Here is a 24,028-nt window from a genome sequence, read left to right as displayed (position 1 = left end):
GTTATTGAACAATCAGATCCGAAACGAGCATTTCCTGCGGTGAATCGCTTTCGGTGATGGTGCGGGCACGGTGCAGCAATTCCTGTTTGATGGTGATCAGTCCTATGGACCCGCGCAGGTCACGCTCGTTCAACTGGCGAAGATAATCCTGAAAGGAGTCCCGCAAGAATAAACGCCGTTGTTCCACGCGTTCCGACCCGGCAATCTTTGGATCATACACCATTGCGATGTTCAGCTTCATGAAACGGCTTGTGGTACGCCCGGTTGCTGTTGTTGCATTGATGTTCACGATGATTTCCCGGAACGGCGAAACAGTCATCGCCGGTTCTGCGTCAGACGGAGACCCATGGCCATCGTCCGTTCCATGCGCCGTTTCCGCCGTTTCGACCTCGCCGTGATCTTCCTCGGCTTCGACCTCTGGCTCCGTACCCAAAATGCCTGCAATTACATCGTCCCGCCCGGGCGACAGCATGAGGCCGCCAATGGCGCCGACACAGCCAAGCACCAGCAACAGCAGGTAAATCCCAAGCTTTTTGCCCAGACTTATACTGTCCGAAGGGTGCGAGTCTGTTTCCGCTGCCATTTTGAGCCTGTCGAGACCATGTGTAATTAAGAATAATATCGCGTTTTCTCAGTAATTGTGCAAGTATAATATTAACATCTTTACTTGATCTTCAAGGATAGTTTCGGTTAAATCTTCTTATATTCTTCGAGTCCAATAGCCGAGGCGCGCCGCTTGAAACCAATTCTGGATAACCTGAAGTCTCTGGGCGGGGCGCGTCTGGCAATCCTGGGCGGCACCGGTCTGGCCCTTCTGGTCGCGCTGTTCGTCGGGATGCGGCTTGTAATGGCGCCAGATTTTGTCGAGCTCTACGGCGGGCTTAGCCCCTCGGCTGCAAACGGCGTGGTCGACACGCTTGAGCAGGCCGGTTTCGATGTGCGTCTCGATGATGCCGGATCGACGGTCAGCGTGCCGCGCGAATCTCTGCCTCGCGCAAGGATGGCGCTTGCGGAGCAGGGCCTGCCCGGTGATGGCACACCGGGCTGGGAACTCTTCGATGATCAGAGCGGGTTGGGCATGAACTCTTTCCTGCAGCGCGTGAACCGGCTTCGAGCGCTAGAGGGCGAGCTGGCCCGGTCCATTCAGACAATCGATGGCGTTGCAGCCGCGCGCGTGCATCTCGTCATGCCTGAGCGTGAGGCTTTCTCGCGTGAGCGCCCCGAGCCGAGCGCCTCGGTCATTGTGCGTGGCGCGGCAAGCAGCAACATCAGCCGCCGTCAGGGGCATGCCATCCGGGCGCTTGTCGCGGCGGCCGTTCCCGACCTGTCCTCGGGCAGGGTCACTGTACTTTCCGCCAGCGGCGAAACCATTCTTGCAGAAGAGGGGGACAGCACTAGCGACATCACCCTTCAGTCTGTTCGTACAGGCATAGAGGAGCGCATGGCGCGCAACATCGCGGCCATGCTGTCGGCTCGTGTCGGTGCCGGGAATGCGCGTGTTCAGGTCAGCGTCGATCTGACGTCGGAGCGCGAGGTCGTCCGCCAAAGAAGCTTTGATCCCGCGCAGCAGGTTGTTCGCTCGACCGAGACCCAGGAAGAGACCCGCGAAGATCGTGACATTGCCGAGGGTGAAGTCGGCGTCAACGGGAATATCCCGGCGGAACTGGCCGATGATGTCCAGGGCGGTGGCGAAACCAACTCCAGCGAACGCACGCGTGAGATCGTGAACTATGAAATCGGCAATACCGAGAGCGAAACCGTTCGCGAACCCGGTGAGGTCAAGCGCATCTCGGTCGCCGTGCTGGTCAACGGGATCTATAATGTCGCTTCGGACGGTGAGGTCGCGTATGAGCAGCGCACGCCGGAAGAACTCGCCAGACTTGAGGAACTCGTGAAATCGGCGGTCGGGTTCGAGGAAGCGCGGGGCGATATCGTTTCGGTCGATAGCCTTCGTTTCATGGACTATTCCATGGATGTTGGTGACCCGTCGAACCTGTCGGTTGCCCAACTTCTGTCGGAAAACTTCACCTCGATCCTGCGCGGCATGCTCGCGCTTGGTCTGGTCAGCCTGATCCTCATTCTGGGTGTGCGTCCGCTGATGCGCCAGATGCAGGAATCCGGTGGGGCAGGGGGACTTGCCCTCGCAGGGCCGGCACCCGCCATCGGCAATGATTCAGAACGCGTAGGAACGAAAACCGAAGTCGCCGTCGCGAACCAGACTGCGCCTGCAGGAAACGTGACGCAAGTCGCGGCGCCGGGTGTAGCGCATACCGGCACGGTTCTGCCCCCGACTGGCGAAGCGCCTGAGCTTGTGCGGCTGGCATCGGTAGCCGGCGGCGTCAACCGCGGCTGGATCGATACGGTCGGCCAGACGCTCGAACAACATCCCGAGGAATCCCTTCGGGTCGTGAAATCGTGGCTGGCAGAGGACTGATAGGTCATGAACAAAATTTTCGAACGCGACTTTGATCAGGAAATCGAACTTGAACATCTTGAGGTTCTTCGTAAGCAGCGCGCCTGCTACACGCCCGAAGATCTGAATGAAGCCGTGGAGCGCGCCCGGAAGGAAGGTTTCGATGCGGGCAGGGGAATCGGCAGGCAGGAAGCGGCCGCCGAGGCAGCTGAGACGGACAGGCTGCGCAAGGTAAAGGCGCTCGAAGAGGTCGCATCGGGCATCGATTCCATGTTCCGGACAGCAGATGAACACGTTTCGGCGCTTGAAAAGCAGGTGTTGTCCTTTGTGTTGGCGGTATTCGAAAAGATCGTCCCCGAAGTTATGGACACGCGCGCCCGCGTTCGCGCGGAAACCGAAGTGCGCGCCGCACTGGCCGTAGCTCTTGGGACATCTGCCCTGCGGATCTACCTCTCGCCCGTCGCCTGTGAGGAGATGGCCGAAAAGCTCGAGGAAAGCGCACGTCAACTTGGCCATAACGGTCGCGTTGAAATCTCGCCCGATCCGCAACTCGAACTCGGCGACGCCCGGGTCGAGTGGGACAACGGGTTCATGCAATACAGTTTTGGATTGATCTGCGAGCGCATTCTGACGGCGCTCAGGGCCGCGGCGCTCTTGCCCGAAGGCGAACAGAAAACTCCGGCAGATGACAGCAAGGGCCACGGCCCCGATGAGGAGAAACTCGCGTGAGTGACGAAACAGAAACCACAGAGCAGGAAACCGTGGCCACGGCAAACCCCGGCATCCTCGGCGGCGACATCCCTGAAAGCGGGGAGGCACCACCTTCTGAGGGTCGTAACATCGATGCGATGCTCAATGTCGGCTTGCAGGTGCAGATCGTTCTGGGCCGCAGCCGGATGCCGATTTCGCAACTGCTCAAGCTGACACGTGGATCGATCATCGAACTCGACAAGAAGATCGGCGATCCGGTCGAAGTCATGATCAACGACCGCCTCGTGGCGCGCGGCGATCTTGTAAAGCTTCAGGACGACCGGCTCGGTGTTTCGCTGACCGAGATCGTCAAAGACTACATCCCCGGAGAATGACGCGGAGATGAATCGCCCCTTGCCTGCGGCCCTGCAATGGGGCGTTCCTGTCCTTGTTGTAGCTGCCCTTATGGCTATGGCTTCCCCGGGTTTTGCGCAGGACGGGGCAGGGGGGCTCTTGTCTTCGATTTCCGACGCGATAAGCGACGCACCCGCCGGTTCCGACGAACAGGCCAGCCTTTCGGGACGCATCATTCAATTGATCGCGCTGATGACGGTGCTGTCGATTGCGCCCGGTCTTCTTGTCGTGATGACCAGCTTTACCCGTTTCGTTATCGTGTTTTCGATGCTCCGCTCGGCTCTCGGATTGAACCAGACGCCGCCGAACATGGTACTGTCGTCGATGGCTTTGTTCATGACCTTCTTCGTCATGCAGCCGGTATTTGAGGACGCTTGGGACGGCGGCGTGCAGCCCCTGATCGACAACGCGATCACCGAGGAACAGGCGCTGGCGCGCATCGGGGAACCGTTCAAACGGTTCATGTATGCAAACACGCGTGAAAAGGATATCGCGCTTTTCGAAAATATCGCGGCCCGCAGCGAAGGCGCCGAAGAAGCGGCGGAAACGGCCACCAGTGCCGAGGCGGCAAGCTGGCGCACGCTGGTGCCCGGCTTCATGATCTCGGAGTTGCGCCGGGCATTTTCGATCGGTTTCCTGATCTATCTTCCCTTCATCGCAATCGACCTGATCGTCGCGTCGATCCTGATGAGCGCAGGCATGATGATGCTGCCACCCGTGCTGGTATCCTTGCCGTTCAAAGTGATTTTTTTCGTTCTGATCGACGGTTGGTACATGCTCGCCGGCAGCCTGATGGAAGGTTACCTGCCGATGGCGGGGAATTAGATTTAAAATGGAGATGGCACGATGGCAGTAGCAGCAATGAAGCGCGCGAATGCAGAAGTAGCAGAGCAACCGCGTCGCAAACGTCTGAAAGGCCCTGAAAAAGCGGCCATTCTCTTTCTCTGCCTCGGCGAACGTCGGGGTTCCGAGCTTATGCAGCAGCTCGATGAAATGGAGATTCAGAAAATCACTCGCGCCATGTCTCGTCTGGGTGTTATCGACTCGCCTCAGGTCGAAAAGGTGCTGTCGGAATTCGTCGAAAGCGCCGCGAATGGCGGGGCCATTGTAGGATCTTTCTCGGTTGCCGAACGTCTTCTGCGGAACTTCCTGCCGGGCGAACAGGTGGACGGCATTCTCAAGGATATCTCTGGTCCGTTAAAGGTCCGCGATCTCTGGGACCGTTTCAGCACGATCAACGAAAACGTCATCGCGAGCTATCTCAAGGGCGAACACGTCCAGACGGTTGCTGCGATTCTGACGAATGTGAAAGTCGACGTCGCCGCCAAGGTCCTTCCGCTTATGGGAACCGAGAAAATGCAGGACGTTGTCGAACGGATGATCCGCATGGACGCTGTACCCCAGGATCTGATGAAGGAAATCGAAGAAACGCTGAAAACGGATCTCATGGGGTCCGCGCTGGAATCCAACGGTCAGGACATGCAGCAGCATATGGCGGAACTGCTCAACAAGTTCGACCGGGATACGTTCGATGCAATCGCGCCCGAGTTGGAAAAGCGCGTTCCCGAAGCCTTTGGCAACATCAAGCAGAAGATGTTCACCTTCGACGACCTCATCAAGCTGGACGGTATGTCCCTTGCCCGCGTGATGCGTGGCGTTCCCGGAACGACGCTGCCTCTGGCCCTGCGCGGCGCCAGCGAAGAGGTGCGCAACTATTTCCTAGATGTTCTGCCGGGCCGGTCGCGCGACATGCTGGTCGACGAGATGGAAAACATGGGACCGGTACGTGGCCGTCACGTCCGCGAGGCGCAATCCGCCATGGTCGATTACGCCAAGGAACTGGCCGAAGAGGATGTGATCTCCTTGCCATCAGATGATGAAGAGGATGATTTTATCGACTGATCAGGGGTTTAGCTGAGACCGGGCAGAGGCGCGGAATCAGCGATAGGCTTTCAGCGAAGCAAAATCGATTGTGCTGATGTTGAGCGTGATCGGCACAAAGCGTCCCGACCCGATCGATGTCGCACCGCTCATCATCTGGACAATTGGATTGTTGGCGACGTTGGACCCGTCCTTGGCATCCGAAATGATCGTGAAACGCTTGATCAGCTTTTCGACTTCTTCCGGGTCTTGCAGCTTGGACAGGTCGTAGGCTTCTTCGATGAACTTGGCCTGCCGGTCGATATCGACCTGCGCCATCGCAGCCGGAAAACCAAGTGCCGTCCGCATGAAAGACGCCATTTCCTTGTCTTTCAGGATATCGAAGGGATTCTGGACATCGGCGGCTTTGGATCGAAACTCAAGCGCGGTAGCGACCGTTTCGTTTTGGTCGGCCTGATTGTTCACAAAGATGGTGTTGGTGTACCGCTCGACCATTTCGTTCTGCCAGGTCGGCAGCAAAGTATTGATGTTCGTGGTACCGCCGTTGCCAAAACCCATAACTTCGTAGAGGTCCTTGAAACGGCTGTCGGTCAGCTTGTTGATCAGTGACTCGTCATCGTCGATGTCGCTTTTCAGGATCGACTTGATCATCGCCTTGCCAAAGATTTGGTCCTCTAAATCAAAGGCTTTCATGACGAAGGTGTAGAGTTCATAGTCATCGACAAGCTGGTCGACAGTTTCCACATCACCGATCCGTTCAAGAAATGTCTCAATGGCACGGCCGTGTTGAGCCGTGTTCTTGATCGTTTCTATCTGCGTATCCTTGGTCGCGTCCGCGATTTTCAGACCCAACAGACTCGATGATGCGCTGATCGGAATCATGCCCGAATCTTCTCCACGTCCGGCTCTTCCGCTTCAACACGGGTTGGCGCGGCGATATCGTTCATCAGCATGCGTTCGTAATCCAGCACTGGACGCAATTCACGCAGCGCCTTGTAATAGTCAGAACAGCTCACATAGTTCGCGGCCTCGAAAATGTGGTGGACACGCGACGGACCAAAGACTGTCGCCAACTCGGCAAGGCTTTTCTGGATGGTCGGGATCAGCTTTTCGCGCAGGTCCGCCCGGGTGAGCGCTGTCTGAACCAGATAGTAGACCTTGCTGACCGAGGTTACCGCCGATGACGTGTCCAACAAATCCTTGCCGCGGACCACATCGGCCTTTTCCTCGATTATGATGGTATGGCGGCGGCCCGAATTGCGCATCGGGCAGCCGTTAACGATTATTCTTTCGTAGGGTTTGAGGGTGAGTTTAAGTGCCATGTGTCACGCGCTCTCTCTCAATTGCTGAACTGTCAGCGCCTCGATGATATTGTTGTTGACGGTGGTCAGGGCGCGGACGCCGGCGGTGCCGCCAAGAATATTTGAGGTGGTCTTTTCGACCCAGATCGCCAGCGACAAAAGTCTGGCGCGAAGCTCATGCGGAAGATTGTTCCCCTCGTCTGTGAGATCGTATTTCATGGCGCTCCAGAGCCGCTGGTTTTCTGCCAATGCGGCGCGTAACCCGGTCGCCAGTATCACTAATCTTTCATAGGAACTTTCGGCGTTGTCGAATTTGTCTGCCATCTGTTCCATTCGTCCCGTAACCGTGGATAACAAGCGACGTTCGATTTGACGCGGCGTCTCAACTTCTCGGAGCGTGCGCCGATAAGCATTAATGCTCATATTCTGCCTTTCCTTGCCGCACTTTCTGTACGGACTGGTCGTTGTATGTGCCTTCCGTGTACGGAAGTGCGTTATGAATCGTGCCCCAACTTGTGGAAGGGCCCGCATACGGGCCCGTCCGGTCTTATGTTACGCCAAAGCGTAAGCCAGTGATCCTAATCTGTTAACGGAACAGGCTCAGGATATTCTGTGGCGCCTGGTTCGCAATCGAGAGCGATTGCGTGGCCAGCTGCTGCTGAACCTGGAGAGACTGCAGACGTGCCGCTTCCTGCTCCATGTCAGCGTCGACCATCGAACCGACGCCACTATCCAGCGTATCGGTCAGTGCACCCAGGAATTCTTTCTGGGTTTCGATCGACTTTTCGGCGATGCCGAGCGCGGTTGCTGAAACGATAGCAGCGTCAAGCTGGGTCTCTGCCTCTTGCAGCGCGGTCTGCATAAGTGCCGTGGTCGATGCGGTGGTCAGGTCGATCGCGCCCAGCGTCGAGGCGATAGCGCCAAGGTCCTGCTGCATGAAAGTGATCGTGGTGGTCGAGATCGAACCTGCCGCGCTGCGGCTGATACCGGTCACAACCGTCACGGTCGCGGTTCCTTCGACAAGGCTGGTGCCGTTGAAGGTCGCCTGCGAGATCGACGTGTTGATACGTGCAACCAGTTCATCCAGTTCGTTCTGGATGTCTGCACGTACTTCTGCAGTGCCGCCCTGTGCAAAGGCAACACGTTCTGCGAACAAGCTTGCCACTTCCTGAACCGTTTCCGCGCCAAGGCGAGCGGTTGCGACAGAGTTTTTCTGAAGCGTCAGGCCTTCATCAATCGCTTTGTACATGGACGAGTCGCCCTTCATCGTCTCGGAGATCGAGAAGTAAGCAGCGTTGTCCTTGCCCGAAGAGATCTGCAGACCCGAAGAGATACGGCTCTGAGTGGATTCAAGGTTCTTGTTGATGGATTGCAGAGTTTGCAACGCGGTCATTGCCGAGTTGTTCGTGAGAATAGAGGACATCTTCTGTTCCTGTAAGAATTTTCTCGAGATCGTCTTTCTGACGAAAACGGGACATGCCCGTGAAAGGGAAAATTGGAGCAGAAGTTAAAGCAGGGTTAAAAATTAGATCGACTGATCTATGTGTTGCGGTCGCGCCACATCCTCCTTGCGTAGAGTACCCGATGATTCATACAATCCGCCAAGCCCGTACCGATCCCGGATCTTGGCTATTTCCTGCGCCGCGCGACCGGTCGCATCCGCCATCCGCTCCAGCAAAAGCTGGTCTTTCCGGATCAGAGCGTAAAGATTTGTAAGGTCTTCGCGCAGCTTCGCAGATTGCTTTCCGTCCTTTTTCAGGTGTGCTTCGATCTGTCCCGAAGCTTCTTCGAGTTCGTTCAGCAGCGCGTATTTTTCGCTGTAGAGTTTCCGGACGACTTCCAGCTCGCCGATAGCGATGGCGGAAATCTCGTCGTGAAGCAGGCGGGACAGACGCTCAATGATCTGATGGGCTGCGCTCATTTTTCATCCTCGGAAAGGCCGGCAGAAAGACCGGATTGATAGGCCTGGATCGTTCCCACGACCTGCTGTGAAATTCCTGTAAGACCCTGTCCGGCGATTTGGTCCGCATAGGCCCGGGCGAGGAACCCGCGCCATGTCTCTTCTGCGTGACCGCCGCCGAACTCGCCGATATCAACGCTCTTCAGCATTTCTTCGACTGCATTGGTCAGGAAAACGGATTCGAACTCCCGCGCGGCCCGCTGTTCAGGCGTTTCGCCGGAGTGCCCGATCTTGTAGGTTGCGGAAGGCGTTTCTGCCGCCATTTTCGAACTGATTTCCATTGCCCGTGCCCCCCGGTCCGGTCTGATCAGATGATTTCAAGGTCAGCGTGCAGTGCACCGGCGGCCTTGATCGCCTGCAATATAGATATGGTCTCGCTTGCACCGATGCCAATGGCGTTAAGTCCATCTACAAGCCGCTGCAGGCTGACATCCCCTTCGAGAATGGTGAATTTTGCTTCCTTTTCATTCACGGCAACCGAGGTTTGCGGCACGACAATAGTGGCACCGCTGACCGAGAAGGGTTCTGGTTGGCTGATCACAGGATCTTCGCGTACGACGACGGTCAGTCCGCCCTGGGAAACGGCAACTTCGTCTATCCGAACGTTTGATCCGATAACGATTGTCCCGGAGCGGGCATCAATAACCACCTTCGCCGCGCTGTCCGGTTCGACCGTCAGGTTCTCGATCCCTGCCATGAGCTGCGGCACGTCTTCCTTGTTGTTCAGCGCTATTTCGATTGTGGTCGGGTCCAGTGCGGCTGCCTTGCGCTGTCCGAGCTGATCGTTGATGGCATCGGCGACCCGGACGGCTGTGGTGAAATCCGGTGTACGCAGAGCGATCCTGAGCGAGTCCATATCGTTGAGGCGAAAATCGATCTCGGCCTCGACGGTGGCACCGTTCTCGATACGGGCGACGGTCGGGACACCTTCAACAACTGATGCGTTGATGCCCTGCGCCGCGAAACCGGCAACGGCAATCGGGCCCTGCGCGACGGCATAGACTTCGCCATCCGCGCCAGTAAGCGGGGTCACGACCAGAGTACCGCCGCGCAGGCTGTCAGCATCCCCCAGCGACGAAACCACGACATCGATGGTCGATCCACGCCGCGCAAACGGCGGAAGCATCGCCGTCACCATGACGGCGGCGGTGTTTTCCGTCTTGATCTTATCCTCGCTCAGGTTGCCGACACCGAGGCGTTCCAGCATGCCTTCAATGCTCTTTTCGGTGAAAGGACTGTTGCGTAGCGTGTCCCCGGTGCCGTTCAACCCGACCACCAGCCCGTATCCGACAAGCTGGTTCTCTCGCACGCCCTCGAAGCTCGCGATGTCCTTGATGCGGACATCGGCGTGTGCGGAGCCGATATTCAGAGCGGTCACAATAGCGATCGGCAGGAACTTGAGCGCAGAAAGAATAGCGTAACGCATGGCTTTTCCCATGTCGCCCAGAAGGGCAGGGTGAAGATTTCAAGCATTAAAGTACTATTAAACGTAAGGATTGCAAGAATAGATTGGCGCTCTGTAAAGGATATTCATAGTTTTTGTTGACTATACTTCGAGTAATACTTTATCCTAGTAAATGTTGCCGCGAATAGTGTGCGGAGATTTCGGACAGGGGACGCGATGAACGTCTATCTCTACCATAGCCAGGACCGGCGGCAGAAGTTGCTGGACGAGCTACACGCTGATCGGATCAAGGCGATCGAGATCGGCCCCGCGTTCTTCAGGGGTGACCTTCGTCTGTTGAACCGGGCCGGGCATGAAAATCATGCGATCCTTCTGGTCTCGGGCCCCGATGTTATCGAGCAACTGCGAAAACTGCGGCGCGCTGGTTGCGCGCAGCCGATCATTGTCCTGCGGGACACGCGCGATGCGCAAGAGGCGGTCAGCGCTCTCGATGCGGGTGCCGATGATGTTCTTGTCATGCCGGTTCGCGCGCCCGAAATCCGGTCGCGTATTAACGCGGTGTTGCGCCGCATCCACGGCCATTCCGCGGACAGCGTGACGGTAGGCGAGGTCACCGCGTTCTTTGACGGGCGGGATCCGGAGGTCAGTGGGCAGCGGGTAAAGCTTTCGCGCCGCGAACATGCGATCTTCCAGCAACTGGTGCTGAATTCGCGGCGCGTCATCTCTAAAGCTGCCATTTACGACGCGGTGTATGGAATGGCGGAAGATCAGCCATTCGATAAGGTAATCGACGTCTATATTTGCAAGATCCGCAAGAAAATCGGGCAGGCCGCGCTCTCGGGTCATCCATATATCGAAACGGTCCACGGGCGCGGCTACAAACTCGACACGGCCGAGCGTGACGCCACGTCTGAACGCCGTCATTCGGCCGGGGTTACGCCGATACAGGCGGCGCTCAGCTGATTACCCGAGGTAGTTAAGCAACGTCATATTGGCGAGACGTGACGTCAGGACATAGCTCGACTGAAGCTGTGTTTCGAGAAGCTGAAGCCGCGTCGCGGCCTCGTAGGGGTCCACAGCTTCAAGCGCAAGAACGCGGGAATTCAGCACGCTCAGCAGGTCTTCCTGACCGGTGACAGTGTTCTCCAGCCGCTGCTGCTGTGAACCAAGGCGCGCTTCTGCTTCGAGTACACCGCTGGTACCGGATGAAATCGCCGAAACGGCCTCTGTCATGTAAGCGGTATAGGCGTCATCATCGCTGATCTGCGAGATATCTACCGAGGCAAGCATCGTCAGCCCCTTGATCACGTCGCGAAACGCCTGATCGTTCGCTTGTACGCCGTAGGCAAGCGTTACACCTTCTTCAATCCGCGCAGTCACACGTTCGCCTGTCGCCGCCGGTGTTCCGTTAAAGAACACGTTTTCGTAGTCGGTGGAGCTGAACAGCGTGTTGAGCGATGCGATCATCGCCGTTGCATCGGCAGAATTGACCGGTCCAGTGCCGGTAATGGCGGTCAGAACGGATTCCGGCGTGGTGCCCATGCCGTCAATGTCCTGATCCCACTTGTTCAGCGCGATCTTGTCATCATCGACACCGGCGAACAGGGACTTGCCTTGGTACTGGGTGTTTGCAAACCCGATGAACTGCTCGAGCGCTGTCCGGGCTGCGGCCTGAACTTCGGGCGCGGTTGATACGGGGCTTTCCTTGTTGGCGACAGCCATCGCCATCACGTCCCGAATGGCAGTCCGCATTTCAGTCATCGCATTGACTGTTACGTCCATCCGACCTTCGAGCAGCTTGTTCGATGTCACAAAGGATTTGGTCCGGTCGATCTGGTTGCGCACCGAAATCGAACTTGCGGCGCGGGCGCCAAGGTCGCGAAACACATCCGCGCGAAGCCCCGTTGTCGCTTCTTCTTCGGCTTTCGAAAGTTCCCGGGTGATCCGCAACGCCTGCTGTTGGCGCGCCAGCGAGGACTGAAGGTTCGATACGTTGTTTACGAAAGTCGTCATGGCCGGTTTTCCCGTTAGACCGCTGCAAGCAGCGAGTCGATCATTTCGTTAAGAGTGCTGATCACTTTGGAATTCGCAGCATAGGCTTGCTCGATCATCAGAAGATCCTGCAGCTCGGTATCAATGTTCACGCCCTGGGCGTTCAGCCGGGCGGAATTCAGGCTCGACGCCGAGGCCGCCAAGCCTTCCTGTTCTTTTTCCGCGGTTGCCCGCGTGTTTTGCTGATCCGCAATCAATGCCGAGGCATAATCTGAAAGGGATATATTCGTCGGCAGTGAGGTTGCGCCGTCAAATGTCTGGGGCGCGTCGAGACCATCAAGGAATGCGCCAATTTGCGTGGCGGAGCCGGAAGGACCGGGTGTCACCGCGTTCATGCCGTCGCGAATACGTGAGATTTCACCGCCCTGTTCCGGCAGGACCGCGTCGTTGATTTCGATCCGCGCGGCAAGACCGGTGATACGCGCCGGGTCGTAGGCAAGGCCTTCATCCGTGAACAGCCCGGTATCCCCTGCGCTCAGGCTCGCATCGGCTGCTTCAAAAGTCTGGATCAGCGCGCGGGCAAATTCATCAAGCTGCAGCTGCATTTGCGGCATGACGTCGTTAACCAGTTCGATTTGTCCGGCAAGACGACCTTCGGCAATACCGTTCGGGGGCGTGATGTCGACCGTTCCAGCGGTCAGGACACCCGAACCGACATTGTAGTCGAGGTCAAAAGAGGCGTCGTCTTCGACGAGTCGGTAGCCGTCCTTGGTCATCACGTCGACACTGCCATTGCCGTTCGTTTCGGTCCTGAAGTCGATGAATTCGGCGAGCTGGTTCAGCTTGTCGCCCATCTGGTCTTCAAGCGCTGCGCGCTGCTGCGAATTCGGCAGGGTGTTCTCAAGGCGCTGGTTCAGCAGAGCAACGTCGCTCAGCAGATTGTTGACTTCATCGACACTCGCCAGCAGAGAGTTGCGCACTTCCCTGAGGCTCGTATCCAGATCTCGCGACAAGGTGTTGAGCCCGGTCGCGATTGCGCCCGCTGACTGAACTGCGGCTTGTTGCACGGAAGCGTCCGAAGGATCGTTATAAAGCAGATCAAGGTTGCTTTGAAAGTTTGTCAGCAGCGCTGCCGGTGAACTCGGATCGTCCACGTCGCCCAGCGACGTTGCGTATGCCGAAACTCCGTCCGCGATCGCGTCCTGCCGTGTCATCCGTGCCAGTTCCGAATGATACATGCGGGTTAGCGACTGATCGACCGCACGGTTCACGCCGTTCGCCACGGCGGTTCCCATCGCGGTCGTCGTTTTCGAGAGGGTGCGCCTTCCATAGCTGTCGCTATCGGCATTCGCGATGTTATTAGACACCAGTTCGGCCCATTTGCCCGTGCTTTTCAGCCCGGTGTTCGCGATATTGTATGCGCTATTGATACTCATCCAGCGCCCCTTTCAACTTTTTGGTACCGATTAACGTTTCAGACGGGTCGTTTCATCCATCATTTCATCGGCGGTCGTGATGATTGTCGCGTTCGAGGAATACGCCTGCTGTGTCCGGATCAGCTGGGTCAGTTCCTCCGCCAATTCGACGTTCGAGGATTCAAGTGCGCCGGTCGCGATGGACCCGATCGACCCCGTGTTGGCAAATCCAAGGTTGAATGCACCCGACGACTGGGTCGTGATATAGGCGTTGCCGTTAACCTGCTGCAGACCGTTCGGATTCGGCACTTCGGCCAACGGGATATTGTAAAGCAGGCGGCGGGCGCTGTTGTCGAATACACCGTAAAGGTCACCGCTCTCGTCGATTTCGAACCGAACGAGCTGACCGGTTTCAAACCCGTCGACATCGGCATCGACCGGTGTGTAGTCTCCCGCGAACTGCGTCATGCCGTCGGTCGAACCCGGTGCGCCAACCGATATGTCGATGGTCTGGGGCGTTGTCCCGTTATCAATCGTCAGGCTTGCAACCCCGGTGGCGGCGTCAAAGCTGAACGCGGCCGGAGCAGTTGCGAGAGACGTGATATTGGTGAAGGAAGCAGGTGTACCGGCGGCTGCGCCGCTATCGTTAAAGGTGACATCCACCGATCCCATTGGGGATCCCTTGGCCGAAATCTGCAGATTCCACTCGTTCGCCGTGGTCGAGGGGGTCCATTGGAACTCCATCTGCTCAACCGCACCTAGGGCGGTATAATAGTCCTGTGAACTGACGAACGCCTGACCGGTGCTCGACGCGCCCGTCTGCTGTGCAGGAAGATTGCCGCTGATGCCAACGGTCGTAGACGCCTCGCCCTTGATGGTGGCCGATGCGACGTTGACGGTGGTCAGGTCGCGAAAGTTCGACCGGTCAACGGAACCGAGATTGCCGTTGCTGTCATAGGCAAAGCCGGAAAGAAACAGGCCAGCCGCGTTTACAAGGTTGCCTTCTTCATCCGCGCTGAAAGAACCGGCACGGGTAAAGGCGTAGTTTGTCGAAACCGTCTCATTAGGCGAGCGGGACACAACGAAGAACCCATTACCGCTGATCGCTAGGTCGGAATTGACCCCGGTCGAACGCGCGGTGCCGTCGGTGTCGATTTCAGAGCGTGCAACCGCGTTAACCCCGCCGACGCTGCCGTTCGGTGTGGCGGTCGTGACCATCTGGGAAAAGCTGCGGCGATATCCGTCCGTGTTCGCGTTAGCGATGTTTGCCGAAATCTGACCGACTGCGGTCGAGTTGGCCAGCAAGCCGCTGACACCTGACTGCATTGCGTCCGAAATACCCATACTTTTCCCCGAATGCCGTTTACGTTTTCTTCCACCGTAAAGATAGGAAGAGAGATTTTCATGCCGGTTAAAGAATTGAATTTTATTTTGCCCGACGAATCTTGACCCAAGATCAGACAATACTTGGTTGCGGCCGTGAGGTCAGTCAGTACCGGGCTTCAGACTGTTCAGCGTATCCAAAGTCTCGCTTGCTAGATCGACCCGCGCTCTCGCCGTGTCCGAGCGGAGCGGCAGAAGGGCAGGGGCATCGTCGCTAAAGCCGCGCGCGATCTGCTCCCACTGCGGGCGGTCGTTAAGGTAGGGGTATCTTTGGACCAGTTCGTTGACCTGCCCACGGTCGCCGGAACGGTGTGCAACCAGCAAAAGTCGGACCACATCCACAAAATCAACGTTATCCGAGGTCTGGTCGACGATTTTAGTATAAGCGGCCTGCGCTTTCTCCCAGTCCCCTTGATCAAACAGGGCTGCCGCCCGCAGCCGCTGATAGTTCAGGCTTGGGTCGGTCTGGCTGGTTCTTACGACATCTTCCGCGTCGCCCTGATCGGCGAAAAGCTTCGCCTTGAGCATATTCAACTGGTCCGCAAGTTTTGTGTCGTCGCTTAGCAGACCTTCGGAAAGAATGTGTTCCGTCTGCTCAATCTGGCCACCGCGATAGAGCGCCTCCGCCTGTTTCAGCTTCAGTGAATCCAGCTTGACGTCATCGACCTCAAGCAGCCCAAGGTCTCTTCCGACTAAAAGGTAGTCATGGGTTTCCCGGTACTCATCCGCCGCCACGACGGTCGAACCGGCTGCCATGAAGCGATCGGCGAGTGCCTCGGTCACGGCGCCAAAACCCGGTTCAAACCGGTAATCCATCGAGATGATATAGTGTCCTGCAAGGAATTCTGTCAGCGAAAGCTCTTCGTTCCGTCCCTTCGCATAAAATGTCGTCCAAAGGCTCCGCGCTTGTTGCCGCGCGAGAGAGGCGGCGGGGGTGTCCGGATGGCGGGAAATGATGGCACCCAATGTCCCCAGTGCAGCGACCGTATCATCGAGTTCTATTTCCAGTTCGACAATGCGCTGCAACAACTCAATCCCGTTGCGATCACCGCTCCACGACCGGCTTGCCTGTTTCATCATCGACAGCGCGTCTTCGCGGCTTAGCGTTTTGCTTTCGAGTCCCAACTCGATCAGGGAAAGCCGTGCGTGATGGGCCCAGATATCGTTGCCTTCGCCGGCTTTCTGGAAGTTCTCGAAGGCCATCAGCAAGTCGCCCCCTTTTTCGGCGGTCTTGCCCAGAAGGTAAGGATAGGCTGGCAGTTTCGCGAGTTCCGGGTCTTCCTCGAAACGCGCGGCCAGGTCCTTCGCGGTCGACCATTGCGACGTTCTTATTGCCAGATCGAGGAACCTTGGCAGGATACGTTCCACCAAGGCTTCGGGATAGGCGGCAATCCGGGCCGATGCCGCGTCAAGCCGTTCAGCCGCTGCGTCGTCATCTCCCTGCTCATAGGCGTTCAGAACCTCGAATACCGACCGATCCGGCCAATCGAGGCTCTTATCCGATAAAAGCCGCTCTGCATGAGGGGTCAGATCACGTGTTCGCGTATCAAGCATGCCTAGCGCAAGTTCAAGTTGCGCGCGTTGACGCGCCATATGCTCCGGCAGATCGTCACCGAGTTCCGACAAAACCGAAAGCCCTTCGGGCATCAGCGCATGGGCCAGGTAAAACTCTGCGAGGTTGAGCAGATTCCGGGGTGTTTGCCCGCGATCAGGTGACAGCTTTGATTGCAGCCTTCGCCGGTCGCTTAGAAAGTTTTCCGTCTTGTATCTCGACAGCCGAAAGGCCGGCTGACCGGCCTCGGCGTGGCTCACCGTCTCCGGAGCGCCGGACGTTGCAGTCGATGCCTGCGGCGTAAGCGCAATCATCGTCGCAAACAAGGATATACAAGTATTAAATCGCAAAATTGCCCGCATATCTTATCAAAGTTCTTGCGTTATTGTAGAATAAAATTCATTCTACGCAAGAACAGATATGAACTTGATCATCGTAAGCGGGGGCAAGCATGGATAACTCGACCTACGTGGCGCTATCCCTGGCGCAGGCCATGCGCCGTGATCTTGATGTGACGACGAACAACATTGCGAACGCAAATACCGCCGGGTTCAAGGGCGAGCATATCGTCTTCAACAACTATGTTCATAGACCCGAGGATACAGCGGACGGTCAGGACATTAGTTTTGTCATCGAGGACGGGTCTTACCTCGACAATCGGCAGGGGCCGATTGAGCAGACCGGCAATCCCTTGGATGTTGCTGTGCTCGGGGAAGGCTGGCTTTCGTACCGCACGCCCGACGGTCAGACGGCGTTCGGGCGCGATGGCCGGTTCACCATAAATGCCGAGGGCAACCTGATCACGCTGAACGGGTCGAACGTTCTGGATGCGGGTGGCGGAGAGATCGCTATTCCTCAGGACGCGGGCGAGATTACGATTGCGCGTGACGGAACCATATCAACTGAAAACAACGGCGTGGTCGGACAGCTTGGACTGTTCGATATCGCCGATTACCAGCGGCTTGAACGCATTGGCGGCGGTCTGCTGGTGCAGCCAGAAGGGTCGGGTGCGCCCGTCCTGATTAACTCGATCACCAGTGAAATCGTACAGGGCTCCATCGAAGGGAGCAATGTCGAGCCGGTCACGGAGATGACCCGGATGATCGAAATCCAGCGCGCCTATGAGCGGGCGATAAACCTGATGAGCAGCGAAGACGACCTGCGGCGCGACATGTTGCGCCGTGTTGGCCAGACGACGTGATAGGGGACTGAACAGATGAGAGCTTTGGGAATTGCAGCCACCGGGATGATGGCGCAGCAGACGAATGTCGATGTCATCTCGAACAATATTGCCAACGCGAACACGACCGGTTTCAAATCCAGCCGAGCCGCGTTTCAGGATCTGATCTATGACAGCCAGACCCGCGAAGGCGCCATCACAGCCGAAGAAGGCACGGTACGCCCGACCGGCGTAGACGTTGGCCTTGGCGTTCGCACCGTCGGCACCGTCCGGCTCAACGTGCAGGGTGGTCTGATCAGCACCGAGAACGAGCTGGCGATGGCAATTGATGGACGCGGCTACTTTACCGTCAACTTGCCCGACGGAGCGCAGGCCTATACCCGCGACGGATCATTCCAGCTATCGGCCGAGGGTCAGATCGTGACGCTTCAAGGATATGAAATCGATCCCGGTCTCGTGGTGCCCGAGAACACGGTTCAGCTTGAAGTCAGCGAACAGGGAATCGTCAGCGCCTATGTCGAAAACGATCCGGTCCCGGTAGAATTGGGTCAGATCACCCTAACGACCTTTATCAACGAAGCAGGTCTGCGCCCGCTCGGGAACAACATGATGGCCGAGACAAACGCCTCGGGCGATCCGATCCAGGCGGTGCCGGGCGATCCGGGCGTCGGCATGATCCGTCAGGGCTATCTTGAAAACTCGAACGTGAACATCATCCAGCAGATCACCGATTTGATTTCTGCTCAGCGCGCCTATGAGATGAACTCGAAAGCGATCGAGACCGCTGACCAGATGATGTCCTCGACCAACCAGATCAAGTAACATGCGTTTTCTGGCCCGTCTCTCCATCGCATTGATAAGCCTTGGGTTTTCCGCCGGGGCAGAGCCCGCGCGCGAACTGGTGATCGAAAAGGCGCGCGACACTTACGGCGCAGAGCTGCCCCAAGGTGCCGAATTCAACGTCTCCTTCCAGCGCGGCGAAGGCGTTGATGCGCTCATGCTCTCGGCTTTCTGGATGGATAAATCTACCGGGCAATTCCTTGCTAACGCTGTTACGGCTGACGGAACGATCGAGCGTTTTCAGGGTCTTGCGATCTTGTCGGTCAAGGTCCCGGTTCCGACACGCCGGCTTTTGCCCGGTGAAATCCTCAAGGCGAGCGATATTCAGATTGTTGACATGCCCTACGCGCGGATCAGCGCTTTTGCCGAAATCGATGAAACCAAGCTGGTCGGCAAGGAAGTGCGCCGCGTGTTGATTCAGGGGCGTCCGGTTATGGTGCAATCGGTTATGGAGCCGCTGGTCATCACGCGCGGCGACCGGGTCTCGATCCGCTATAGTGACGGCAGGCTTGCGCTGACGGCGCCTGGACGTGCGATGGAAGACGCGCATCGCGAGCAGGAGCTGAGTATCGTAAACCTCGTCAGCAACAATCTCGTAACTGGTATTGCCCGCGCGGAAGGCGTGGTGGAGATCATAAGATGAAACATGGAATTCTCCTGTTGGCCTCGGCGCTGACTGCGCTTTCGGCCTGCGGTTCCGACCCGTTCAACCTTGATCCCGAAGTGTCGGGCATTCAGTTCAACTCGGGCACCATGCCCGAGGCTACACGGGTAAGCGTACCGATGCCCGTGCCTGAACCCGAACGCCGGCCTGTCCGTGCCGAACGCGCCTCGCTTTGGGAGACGGGATCGGCCGGGTTCTTCGCGGACCAGCGGGCGAGCACGGTTGGCGACATCCTGACCATCCTGATCGAGATCGAAGACGAAGCGCAGCTCAGGAATGCCTCGACACGCGCCCGCAGCGGCGGTGCTTCCATCGGCTATCCCAAGCTCTTCGGCTATGGCACACAGATCGACAAGATCCTGCCGGGCGTTGGGCCCGAGGATCTGCCGTCGGACGACATCGTCGATATCTCGGGCGAGCTGAGCGCGCTTGGGGCAGGGACGATCAACCGGAATGAATCGATCAATCTCAAGATTGCCGCCCTGGTCGTCCAGGAACTGCCGAACGGCAATCTGGTTGTGGCGGGACGTCAGGAAGTCAAAGTAAATCAGGAACTTCGTGAATTGCGTGTGGCGGGGATCATCCGCCCCGAAGATGTCCAGATGAACAACACCATTCCTTACGAAAAGATCGCCGAAGCACGGATAACCTATGGCGGGGACGGATCGATTTCGCGTCAGCAGCGCCGCAGCTATGGCGAAGGTGCTCTCGACATTATTTTGCCTTTTTAGGACGCTATTTTCGCCTCAATAGGCATTCATAAAGCTACTTGAATCAAATTTACTCGAGTGGCGGAATGAAAAAAATACTGATCCTCGGCGCCGTCCTACCTATCGTAGGCATTGGCATCGGCTATGGTGCGGGCCTTCAGATGAAGGGTCCGGAAGCCACGGCTGCCGAAGTCGCCGCTGCCGATACCCACGAACCGGCGCCACAACCTAATCTCTTCGACGATGCGGCGGAAAAAGCACCGCAACCGGCGAAGAAGAAAGAGGTGCTCCACCTCGCCAGCGTACACAAGTACTCGGGCAAGGAAGAGGCGCTGATCGAAACCGATGTCGAGGACGCCAAGGATTCCAAGAATGTCGTCCAGCTCGGCTCCATGATGGTGCCGGTCTACAAGGCGAAATCGGTAACCTACGTCGTTGCCGACTTTGGCGTTTCCATGCCGGATTCGACCTCGGCGGCTCATTACCGGATCGCCGAAAACTCGGCGCGTCTGCGTGACAAGATCCTCGTTTCCTTCCGTGAAGCGGCCGAGAATTCACGGATGAAGCGGGCGGCAATCGATTCCGACTGGCTGTCGGAAAAGATCACGGACAACGTGCGCAGCGAATTCAAGGAAGCACAGGAAGTCCTGTTCCTGTCGCTCTACAAGAAAGACGTGCCGCGCAGCTAAGCGCGGCACCCGATCTCTACCTGATCGAGATCACGCTTCCGGCCAGTGCTACACTGCCGTTATCCAGCATCAGGACTGATTCACCTGTCTCAAAGTTCAGTTCCTTAACGGTCGAGGCCGTATAGGTGCTGGCGGATACATCCGCATCTTCGGCCGTGGTGGCAGTCATCCGGATCGTATAGACGCCGTCCTGCACCGGCAGACCGTCGGTATCCAGCCCATCCCATTCAACCTTGTGCACTTCGCCCGCCGTTCCCGAGAGGTTCTTGAGCGTGCGGATAACCGTGCCATCGGCAGTCGTGATCGCCGCGGAAACGGTCGAGGCTGTCTCGGCCAGATCGTATTCAAACGCGGCGGCTCCATTGCTCAGGGTCAGCTGGTCGCTGGCAAGAGTGACTTCGTGCCCAATCAGCTGGATATCCGACAGCGCGCCATAGGCCGCGAGATAGGCGTTCACCTGTTCCAGATTCGAGTTCGTCTGAATCGACTGTTCAACTTGCGAAAGTTGCGCCAATTGGGACACGAAGGTCGTCGAATCCATCGGTTCAAGCGGGTTCTGATTTGCGACCTGCGCGGTCAGCAGCTTCAGGAAGCTTTCGTAATCCGCAGTCAGCTTGACCTGGGCGTTGCCGGCGGCTGAATTGCTTGCAGTCGTCGCGCCTGTGGTTGGATCGATTGCCATTTCTCTGTTCCTTTTCGTCGCGAAGAGGCGTTACGTGATGATATCGACGCGGCCTTCACCGACCGTGGCAGTCATTGCCTCTGGCGTCGCCGCTTCTTCTTCTTCGGTCTCGCCCATTACTATGGAAATCTGTTCGGACGGCTCATTGGCGTTGCGATTGCCCTGTCCGAATTCTTCAAAACCAAGGCTATTGTTTTCGAGGCTGACGCCACTGTCGCGCAGGGCCAGCAAGAGAGCTTCCCGGTTGTCCCGCAGCGCGCCCATGACGCTGGGGTTCTCTGCCCGGACCGTCACTTTCAAAGTGCCTTCATCGTCGCGGGAGAGATCGATTTCGATTCCTCCCAATCCGCGCGGAGATAGCTCAACGCGCGTCGTGCCGTCGGCGATCTGCGTACCCTTTATCTGCCCGACCAGATTGGCGGCAAAGCCGGAAACCTGCGGTTGCTGTTGGGGCGTCGGGCCGTTTGACGCGCTGCTTGGGGAAGGGGAGGACGGTTGGGTTTGCTGTGTTTCAGCGGGACGCAGGTTCAGCAGTTCCTGAAAAGTTACCGGGTTGCGTGTTTCGCTCGTGTTTTGCGGTGCCGTTTGTGTGACAGCCTGCTGCGCCTGATCACTGGCGACTTTGCTTGCGGTGCTGCTCCGAAGCTCGACAGGTTGAGCGCTGGCAGCAACCGAGCTCAGCGCAGGCGCTGCCGGTGCGTCCGACGGCTCAAGCCCGATCAGCACCCGCGCCATCCCAAGAAAGGCTTGCCCCGCTTTGGCGGTGTTCTCCGGCAGGGTGACCTCAGGCAGGATGGCGGCGTTCTTGAGTAAAACCTCCCGCGTGTTCGCGCCATAGGCCTTGTCGAATTCCGAAAGCAGCGTGTTCAGCTTTTCGGCAAGCTTGCCAAGGTCGAGACCGGAGCCGGCGTTGCCGGGCTCGGTGGTCACGCCATTTTGCTGCGTTCCTGTCTGCGCCATCATCCAAGCCGCGAGAGCATCCAGATCTTCCGCAAGATCTTTGAGCGCGAATTCCCGCTGGGTGGAGTCTCCGGGCAACTTTAGCGTGGCACCGCCCGTGTTCGGGTCTTGTGATGCCGTCGACGCGCCAAGCCGCGCGAGGAGGGCGGCAAAGCCCATTGCCGCGGTGCCTTCGGTCGAAGTCAGGGAGGTCGTCGAACTGGTTTTCGACGCGCCTGCCGAAGCAAGCCCGGGCAGAGAAGTAATTGATGAAAGTGTAGACAGCATAATAATTTCCTCAGGTAAGAGCGTGAAGCCCAAAGCCGCCGTCAATCAGGCGTTTCCGCAGTCGCAACAAGGCGCGGCCTTCCAATTGCCGCACCCGATCGCGGGTAATCCCCATTTCCTGCGCAAGTTCTTCGGGTTTCATCGGTGGATCGTTCAGTTTCAATTTCTTGATAATATTTGCATCTTCTGGTTTCAGCTGGTCCAGCGCCGCGCGCAGCATCCGCCTTTGTTCGTCCTTGCTGGATGACAGGGTGGCCTCTTCCTCGGGCGTCAGACTTGGGCAGGCCATGCTCAGCAGCGTTTCACCTGCCACGCCGATTTCTACCGTACTGTTCATCGCGACCTGCGCGATTTCCTTGCGCTCTCCGTCCAGCCTTCCTCCGCTGGCGTCCAGAAAGGTTCTTACCGGAATATCCACGACGGTCTTGATCTTTACCATCGCCGAGGACACACCGTTAAGAACCCACCATCCGGCATAGGTCGAAAACCGGACATCCTGCGACAGGTCGAAATTATCGGCGGCGCGCATCAGCCCGATCATGCCTTCGGCCACCATGTCTTCGCGGTGCGAGGGATTGTCCGACCAGCGGGACGCCTGTGCATAGACCTGTCGGGCGTGCGACCGGATCAACAACTCCAGCGCATCGCGGTCGCCCTTATCCTGCCAGTTCCTGACTGCCTCGCGCTCTTCTTCGACCGACAACATCGGTTCGTTCATCGCCGCGTGGCGGGTGATAAACATCATGGATGTATGCCTGATAATTCATACCTGCATGAACAGATAATCATAAGACATGATTAGATGAAAGTTTTGTTTGATTTAGCGATGGTTAAATTGCCCCTGAGAAGGAGCAATTTATCAACCTTCGATCAGGCGCTGCTGGCGGGGCATCATCAGGCTGCCAACGGCTGCGCTTGCTTTCTTGAGCCAGTCGCCAAAGCCCAGCTTGTCCTTGGAAAAATTCAGCAGCCCGGTCGGGACAAGGTGATACATCGGCGCCGAGAATCCGGGATCGAGGGTTGTGAGGTACTTGCGCAGCTGGGGCCCGTGCAGACAATCCTCTGTCGCGAAAAGACGTGCGGCCTGGCAATCCTTGCCGCGCGAACCGGACCAGTAATCGCCAAGACACGCCGCAAGGCCCTTTGAGAACTCCTCGGGGACAAGCCCGAGATTGCGAAGCTCGGCTGTTCGCGCCATCTGATCGAATGCGCAAGCCATGATGTAGAGCGCCTCGTTCTCGCGTTCGAGCGGAAACGCTCCGACGCGTAGAACGCTCAGAAGTGTCTGACCGACTGCCATGCCAATATCGTGGGAGAATGCATGGGGAGAGCTCATCCGGATAGCATTGTCAGGTTCGGAGACCAGCAGCAGCGAACCATAGGGAACGTCTACGGCAAGTTCCTCGACAACGACATCGCCCAGTGGCAGCGCGGGCATTAACTCGAGTTCGTCGGGAAGGATCATAAGGCCATCAATGCCTCGCTCGGCGGAAAGGCAGACAAAGTGCATTGGCAGAAGCACTTTCAATACCCGCATTAGGCGATCAGCCTGCTTGCGTTCCATAGGCAGGATGGCACCCTGCCATATGAGCTCTAGCGTTCGATTTGACATTTTGCTCCCCAGAAAAAT

27 protein-coding genes are annotated in these 24,028 nt (G+C 57.4%); 11 read left to right on the top strand and 16 right to left on the bottom strand.

Annotated elements, in window-relative coordinates:
• Position 1: 1 nt before the first annotated feature.
• Positions 2 to 583, bottom strand: coding sequence for a flagellar basal body-associated FliL family protein (locus ACU0FH_RS02685; RefSeq protein ID WP_446193245.1), 582 nt, complete (start codon positions 581 to 583; stop codon positions 2 to 4).
• A gap of 153 nt (positions 584 to 736) precedes the next feature.
• Between ACU0FH_RS02685 and fliF the strand changes: the two genes are divergently transcribed.
• The 5 genes from fliF to ACU0FH_RS02660 are packed head-to-tail and all read left to right on the top strand — an operon-like array spanning position 737 to position 5,419.
• Positions 737 to 2,434: a flagellar basal-body MS-ring/collar protein FliF gene (gene fliF / locus ACU0FH_RS02680; protein WP_446193244.1), complete on the top strand. Its 1,698-nt coding sequence runs from the start codon at positions 737 to 739 to the stop codon at positions 2,432 to 2,434.
• Positions 2,435 to 2,440: 6 nt separating this feature from the next.
• Positions 2,441 to 3,142 carry a FliH/SctL family protein gene (locus tag ACU0FH_RS02675; RefSeq protein WP_446193243.1) on the top strand — a complete coding sequence of 234 codons (702 nt, stop codon included), beginning with the start codon at positions 2,441 to 2,443 and terminating at the stop codon, positions 3,140 to 3,142.
• Between the two features lie 53 nt (positions 3,143 to 3,195).
• Entirely contained in the window at positions 3,196 to 3,498 is a 303-nt protein-coding gene (gene fliN / locus ACU0FH_RS02670) for a flagellar motor switch protein FliN (RefSeq protein ID WP_238372868.1), read from the top strand.
• 7 nt (positions 3,499 to 3,505) lie between these two features.
• Positions 3,506 to 4,342: a flagellar type III secretion system pore protein FliP gene (gene fliP, locus ACU0FH_RS02665; protein ID WP_446193242.1), complete on the top strand. Its 837-nt coding sequence runs from the start codon at positions 3,506 to 3,508 to the stop codon at positions 4,340 to 4,342.
• 21 nt (positions 4,343 to 4,363) lie between these two features.
• Entirely contained in the window at positions 4,364 to 5,419 is a 1,056-nt protein-coding gene (locus tag ACU0FH_RS02660) for a flagellar motor switch protein FliG (protein ID WP_238372813.1), read from the top strand.
• Between the two features lie 36 nt (positions 5,420 to 5,455).
• Here the strand turns inward: ACU0FH_RS02660 and ACU0FH_RS02655 are convergent, their stop codons facing one another.
• The 7 genes from ACU0FH_RS02655 to ACU0FH_RS02625 form a co-directional block, all read right to left on the bottom strand.
• A complete protein-coding gene (locus ACU0FH_RS02655; protein ID WP_446193241.1) occupies positions 5,456 to 6,280 on the bottom strand; it encodes a DUF1217 domain-containing protein in 825 nt (274 codons plus the stop codon).
• Positions 6,277 to 6,720 carry a flagellar biosynthesis repressor FlbT gene (locus ACU0FH_RS02650; protein ID WP_238372811.1) on the bottom strand — a complete coding sequence of 148 codons (444 nt, stop codon included), beginning with the start codon at positions 6,718 to 6,720 and terminating at the stop codon, positions 6,277 to 6,279. Before ACU0FH_RS02650 ends, ACU0FH_RS02655 begins: the two co-directional genes overlap by 4 nt.
• Positions 6,721 to 6,723: 3 nt before the next feature.
• The gene (locus tag ACU0FH_RS02645; protein WP_238372810.1) at positions 6,724 to 7,122 is read right to left on the bottom strand and encodes a flagellar biosynthesis regulator FlaF; all 399 of its coding nucleotides are present in this window, start codon (positions 7,120 to 7,122) and stop codon (positions 6,724 to 6,726) included.
• A gap of 163 nt (positions 7,123 to 7,285) precedes the next feature.
• Positions 7,286 to 8,122 carry a flagellin N-terminal helical domain-containing protein gene (locus tag ACU0FH_RS02640; RefSeq protein WP_446193240.1) on the bottom strand — a complete coding sequence of 279 codons (837 nt, stop codon included), beginning with the start codon at positions 8,120 to 8,122 and terminating at the stop codon, positions 7,286 to 7,288.
• Positions 8,123 to 8,224: 102 nt separating this feature from the next.
• On the bottom strand, positions 8,225 to 8,620 hold the full coding sequence (locus tag ACU0FH_RS02635) for a hypothetical protein (RefSeq protein WP_446193239.1): 396 nt from the start codon (positions 8,618 to 8,620) through the stop codon (positions 8,225 to 8,227).
• Positions 8,617 to 8,940, bottom strand: a complete 324-nt coding sequence (locus tag ACU0FH_RS02630; RefSeq protein WP_446193238.1) for a rod-binding protein — start codon at positions 8,938 to 8,940, stop codon at positions 8,617 to 8,619. The genes ACU0FH_RS02635 and ACU0FH_RS02630 overlap by 4 nt, the downstream gene beginning before the upstream one ends.
• A 26-nt stretch (positions 8,941 to 8,966) precedes the next feature.
• Positions 8,967 to 10,085, bottom strand: a complete 1,119-nt coding sequence (locus ACU0FH_RS02625; RefSeq protein WP_446193237.1) for a flagellar basal body P-ring protein FlgI — start codon at positions 10,083 to 10,085, stop codon at positions 8,967 to 8,969.
• Positions 10,086 to 10,280: 195 nt separating this feature from the next.
• On the opposite strand from ACU0FH_RS02625, the gene ACU0FH_RS02620 reads away from it, so the two are divergent.
• On the top strand, positions 10,281 to 11,027 hold the full coding sequence (locus ACU0FH_RS02620) for a response regulator transcription factor (protein WP_446193236.1): 747 nt from the start codon (positions 10,281 to 10,283) through the stop codon (positions 11,025 to 11,027).
• Here the strand turns inward: ACU0FH_RS02620 and ACU0FH_RS02615 are convergent, their stop codons facing one another.
• The 4 genes from ACU0FH_RS02615 to ACU0FH_RS02600 all read right to left on the bottom strand — a co-directional run bounded on the left by ACU0FH_RS02615 (position 11,028) and on the right by ACU0FH_RS02600 (position 16,720).
• On the bottom strand, positions 11,028 to 12,077 hold the full coding sequence (locus ACU0FH_RS02615; protein ID WP_446193235.1) for a flagellin N-terminal helical domain-containing protein: 1,050 nt from the start codon (positions 12,075 to 12,077) through the stop codon (positions 11,028 to 11,030). It lies immediately after the preceding gene.
• 14 nt (positions 12,078 to 12,091) lie between these two features.
• Positions 12,092 to 13,492, bottom strand: coding sequence for a flagellar hook-associated protein FlgK (gene flgK, locus ACU0FH_RS02610; protein WP_446193234.1), 1,401 nt, complete (start codon positions 13,490 to 13,492; stop codon positions 12,092 to 12,094).
• Between the two features lie 30 nt (positions 13,493 to 13,522).
• Positions 13,523 to 14,815 (bottom strand): flagellar hook protein FlgE, encoded by a 1,293-nt coding sequence (locus ACU0FH_RS02605; protein ID WP_446193233.1) that lies wholly within the window; start codon positions 14,813 to 14,815, stop codon positions 13,523 to 13,525.
• Between the two features lie 141 nt (positions 14,816 to 14,956).
• On the bottom strand, positions 14,957 to 16,720 hold the full coding sequence (locus ACU0FH_RS02600) for a tetratricopeptide repeat protein (RefSeq protein WP_446193232.1): 1,764 nt from the start codon (positions 16,718 to 16,720) through the stop codon (positions 14,957 to 14,959).
• Positions 16,721 to 16,857: 137 nt separating this feature from the next.
• On the opposite strand from ACU0FH_RS02600, the gene flgF reads away from it, so the two are divergent.
• The 5 genes from flgF (at position 16,858) to ACU0FH_RS02575 (ending at position 20,489) form a co-directional block, all read left to right on the top strand.
• On the top strand, positions 16,858 to 17,607 hold the full coding sequence (gene flgF / locus ACU0FH_RS02595) for a flagellar basal-body rod protein FlgF (RefSeq protein ID WP_446193231.1): 750 nt from the start codon (positions 16,858 to 16,860) through the stop codon (positions 17,605 to 17,607).
• A gap of 15 nt (positions 17,608 to 17,622) precedes the next feature.
• Positions 17,623 to 18,408: a flagellar basal-body rod protein FlgG gene (flgG, locus tag ACU0FH_RS02590; RefSeq protein WP_088634289.1), complete on the top strand. Its 786-nt coding sequence runs from the start codon at positions 17,623 to 17,625 to the stop codon at positions 18,406 to 18,408.
• Position 18,409: 1 nt separating this feature from the next.
• Positions 18,410 to 19,069, top strand: a complete 660-nt coding sequence (gene flgA / locus ACU0FH_RS02585) for a flagellar basal body P-ring formation chaperone FlgA (RefSeq protein ID WP_446193230.1) — start codon at positions 18,410 to 18,412, stop codon at positions 19,067 to 19,069.
• Positions 19,066 to 19,821, top strand: a complete 756-nt coding sequence (locus tag ACU0FH_RS02580; protein ID WP_238372798.1) for a flagellar basal body L-ring protein FlgH — start codon at positions 19,066 to 19,068, stop codon at positions 19,819 to 19,821. The genes flgA and ACU0FH_RS02580 overlap by 4 nt, the downstream gene beginning before the upstream one ends.
• 65 nt (positions 19,822 to 19,886) lie before the next feature.
• Complete coding sequence (locus ACU0FH_RS02575; protein ID WP_446193229.1) at positions 19,887 to 20,489, top strand: hypothetical protein; 603 nt, start codon at positions 19,887 to 19,889, stop codon at positions 20,487 to 20,489.
• A 16-nt stretch (positions 20,490 to 20,505) separates the two neighbouring features.
• On the opposite strand, the gene ACU0FH_RS02570 is transcribed toward ACU0FH_RS02575, so the two are convergent.
• The 4 genes from ACU0FH_RS02570 to ACU0FH_RS02555 all read right to left on the bottom strand — a co-directional run bounded on the left by ACU0FH_RS02570 (position 20,506) and on the right by ACU0FH_RS02555 (position 24,010).
• Positions 20,506 to 21,171 (bottom strand): flagellar hook assembly protein FlgD, encoded by a 666-nt coding sequence (locus ACU0FH_RS02570; RefSeq protein ID WP_446193228.1) that lies wholly within the window; start codon positions 21,169 to 21,171, stop codon positions 20,506 to 20,508.
• Between the two features lie 30 nt (positions 21,172 to 21,201).
• Positions 21,202 to 22,398 carry a flagellar hook-length control protein FliK gene (locus ACU0FH_RS02565; RefSeq protein ID WP_446193227.1) on the bottom strand — a complete coding sequence of 399 codons (1,197 nt, stop codon included), beginning with the start codon at positions 22,396 to 22,398 and terminating at the stop codon, positions 21,202 to 21,204.
• Positions 22,399 to 22,408: 10 nt separating this feature from the next.
• The gene (locus ACU0FH_RS02560; RefSeq protein WP_446193226.1) at positions 22,409 to 23,143 is read right to left on the bottom strand and encodes a sigma-70 family RNA polymerase sigma factor; all 735 of its coding nucleotides are present in this window, start codon (positions 23,141 to 23,143) and stop codon (positions 22,409 to 22,411) included.
• 114 nt (positions 23,144 to 23,257) lie between these two features.
• Positions 23,258 to 24,010 (bottom strand): hypothetical protein, encoded by a 753-nt coding sequence (locus ACU0FH_RS02555; RefSeq protein ID WP_238372793.1) that lies wholly within the window; start codon positions 24,008 to 24,010, stop codon positions 23,258 to 23,260.
• Positions 24,011 to 24,028 lie beyond the last annotated feature (18 nt).

Source organism: Heliomarina sp. (assembly GCF_052826185.1).
The sequence above is the reverse complement of the archived record's forward strand: the minus strand, read 5'-3'. Positions and strand labels throughout refer to the sequence as shown.

Bases quoted from the DNA above. Each gene is read 5' to 3' on its own strand.
- ACU0FH_RS02575 (WP_446193229.1), top strand. From the start codon at position 19,887: ATGAAAAAAATACTGATCCTCGGCGCCGTCCTACCTATCGTAGGCATT.
- ACU0FH_RS02635 (WP_446193239.1), bottom strand. From the start codon at position 8,620: ATGAGCGCAGCCCATCAGATCATTGAGCGTCTGTCCCGCCTGCTTCAC.
- ACU0FH_RS02660 (WP_238372813.1), top strand. From the start codon at position 4,364: ATGGCAGTAGCAGCAATGAAGCGCGCGAATGCAGAAGTAGCAGAGCAA.
- ACU0FH_RS02650 (WP_238372811.1), bottom strand. From the start codon at position 6,720: ATGGCACTTAAACTCACCCTCAAACCCTACGAAAGAATAATCGTTAAC.
- ACU0FH_RS02630 (WP_446193238.1), bottom strand. From the start codon at position 8,940: ATGGAAATCAGTTCGAAAATGGCGGCAGAAACGCCTTCCGCAACCTAC.
- ACU0FH_RS02580 (WP_238372798.1), top strand. From the start codon at position 19,066: ATGAAACATGGAATTCTCCTGTTGGCCTCGGCGCTGACTGCGCTTTCG.
- fliP (WP_446193242.1), top strand. From the start codon at position 3,506: ATGAATCGCCCCTTGCCTGCGGCCCTGCAATGGGGCGTTCCTGTCCTT.
- ACU0FH_RS02565 (WP_446193227.1), bottom strand. From the start codon at position 22,398: ATGCTGTCTACACTTTCATCAATTACTTCTCTGCCCGGGCTTGCTTCG.
- ACU0FH_RS02605 (WP_446193233.1), bottom strand. From the start codon at position 14,815: ATGGGTATTTCGGACGCAATGCAGTCAGGTGTCAGCGGCTTGCTGGCC.
- ACU0FH_RS02620 (WP_446193236.1), top strand. From the start codon at position 10,281: ATGAACGTCTATCTCTACCATAGCCAGGACCGGCGGCAGAAGTTGCTG.
- ACU0FH_RS02600 (WP_446193232.1), bottom strand. From the start codon at position 16,720: ATGATTGCGCTTACGCCGCAGGCATCGACTGCAACGTCCGGCGCTCCG.
- ACU0FH_RS02685 (WP_446193245.1), bottom strand. From the start codon at position 583: ATGGCAGCGGAAACAGACTCGCACCCTTCGGACAGTATAAGTCTGGGC.
- ACU0FH_RS02655 (WP_446193241.1), bottom strand. From the start codon at position 6,280: ATGATTCCGATCAGCGCATCATCGAGTCTGTTGGGTCTGAAAATCGCG.
- flgA (WP_446193230.1), top strand. From the start codon at position 18,410: ATGCGTTTTCTGGCCCGTCTCTCCATCGCATTGATAAGCCTTGGGTTT.
- ACU0FH_RS02675 (WP_446193243.1), top strand. From the start codon at position 2,441: ATGAACAAAATTTTCGAACGCGACTTTGATCAGGAAATCGAACTTGAA.
- ACU0FH_RS02570 (WP_446193228.1), bottom strand. From the start codon at position 21,171: ATGGCAATCGATCCAACCACAGGCGCGACGACTGCAAGCAATTCAGCC.
- ACU0FH_RS02645 (WP_238372810.1), bottom strand. From the start codon at position 7,122: ATGAGCATTAATGCTTATCGGCGCACGCTCCGAGAAGTTGAGACGCCG.
- flgG (WP_088634289.1), top strand. From the start codon at position 17,623: ATGAGAGCTTTGGGAATTGCAGCCACCGGGATGATGGCGCAGCAGACG.
- ACU0FH_RS02560 (WP_446193226.1), bottom strand. From the start codon at position 23,143: ATGATGTTTATCACCCGCCACGCGGCGATGAACGAACCGATGTTGTCG.
- ACU0FH_RS02625 (WP_446193237.1), bottom strand. From the start codon at position 10,085: ATGCGTTACGCTATTCTTTCTGCGCTCAAGTTCCTGCCGATCGCTATT.
- ACU0FH_RS02640 (WP_446193240.1), bottom strand. From the start codon at position 8,122: ATGTCCTCTATTCTCACGAACAACTCGGCAATGACCGCGTTGCAAACT.
- ACU0FH_RS02555 (WP_238372793.1), bottom strand. From the start codon at position 24,010: ATGTCAAATCGAACGCTAGAGCTCATATGGCAGGGTGCCATCCTGCCT.
- flgK (WP_446193234.1), bottom strand. From the start codon at position 13,492: ATGAGTATCAATAGCGCATACAATATCGCGAACACCGGGCTGAAAAGC.
- ACU0FH_RS02615 (WP_446193235.1), bottom strand. From the start codon at position 12,077: ATGACGACTTTCGTAAACAACGTATCGAACCTTCAGTCCTCGCTGGCG.
- flgF (WP_446193231.1), top strand. From the start codon at position 16,858: ATGGATAACTCGACCTACGTGGCGCTATCCCTGGCGCAGGCCATGCGC.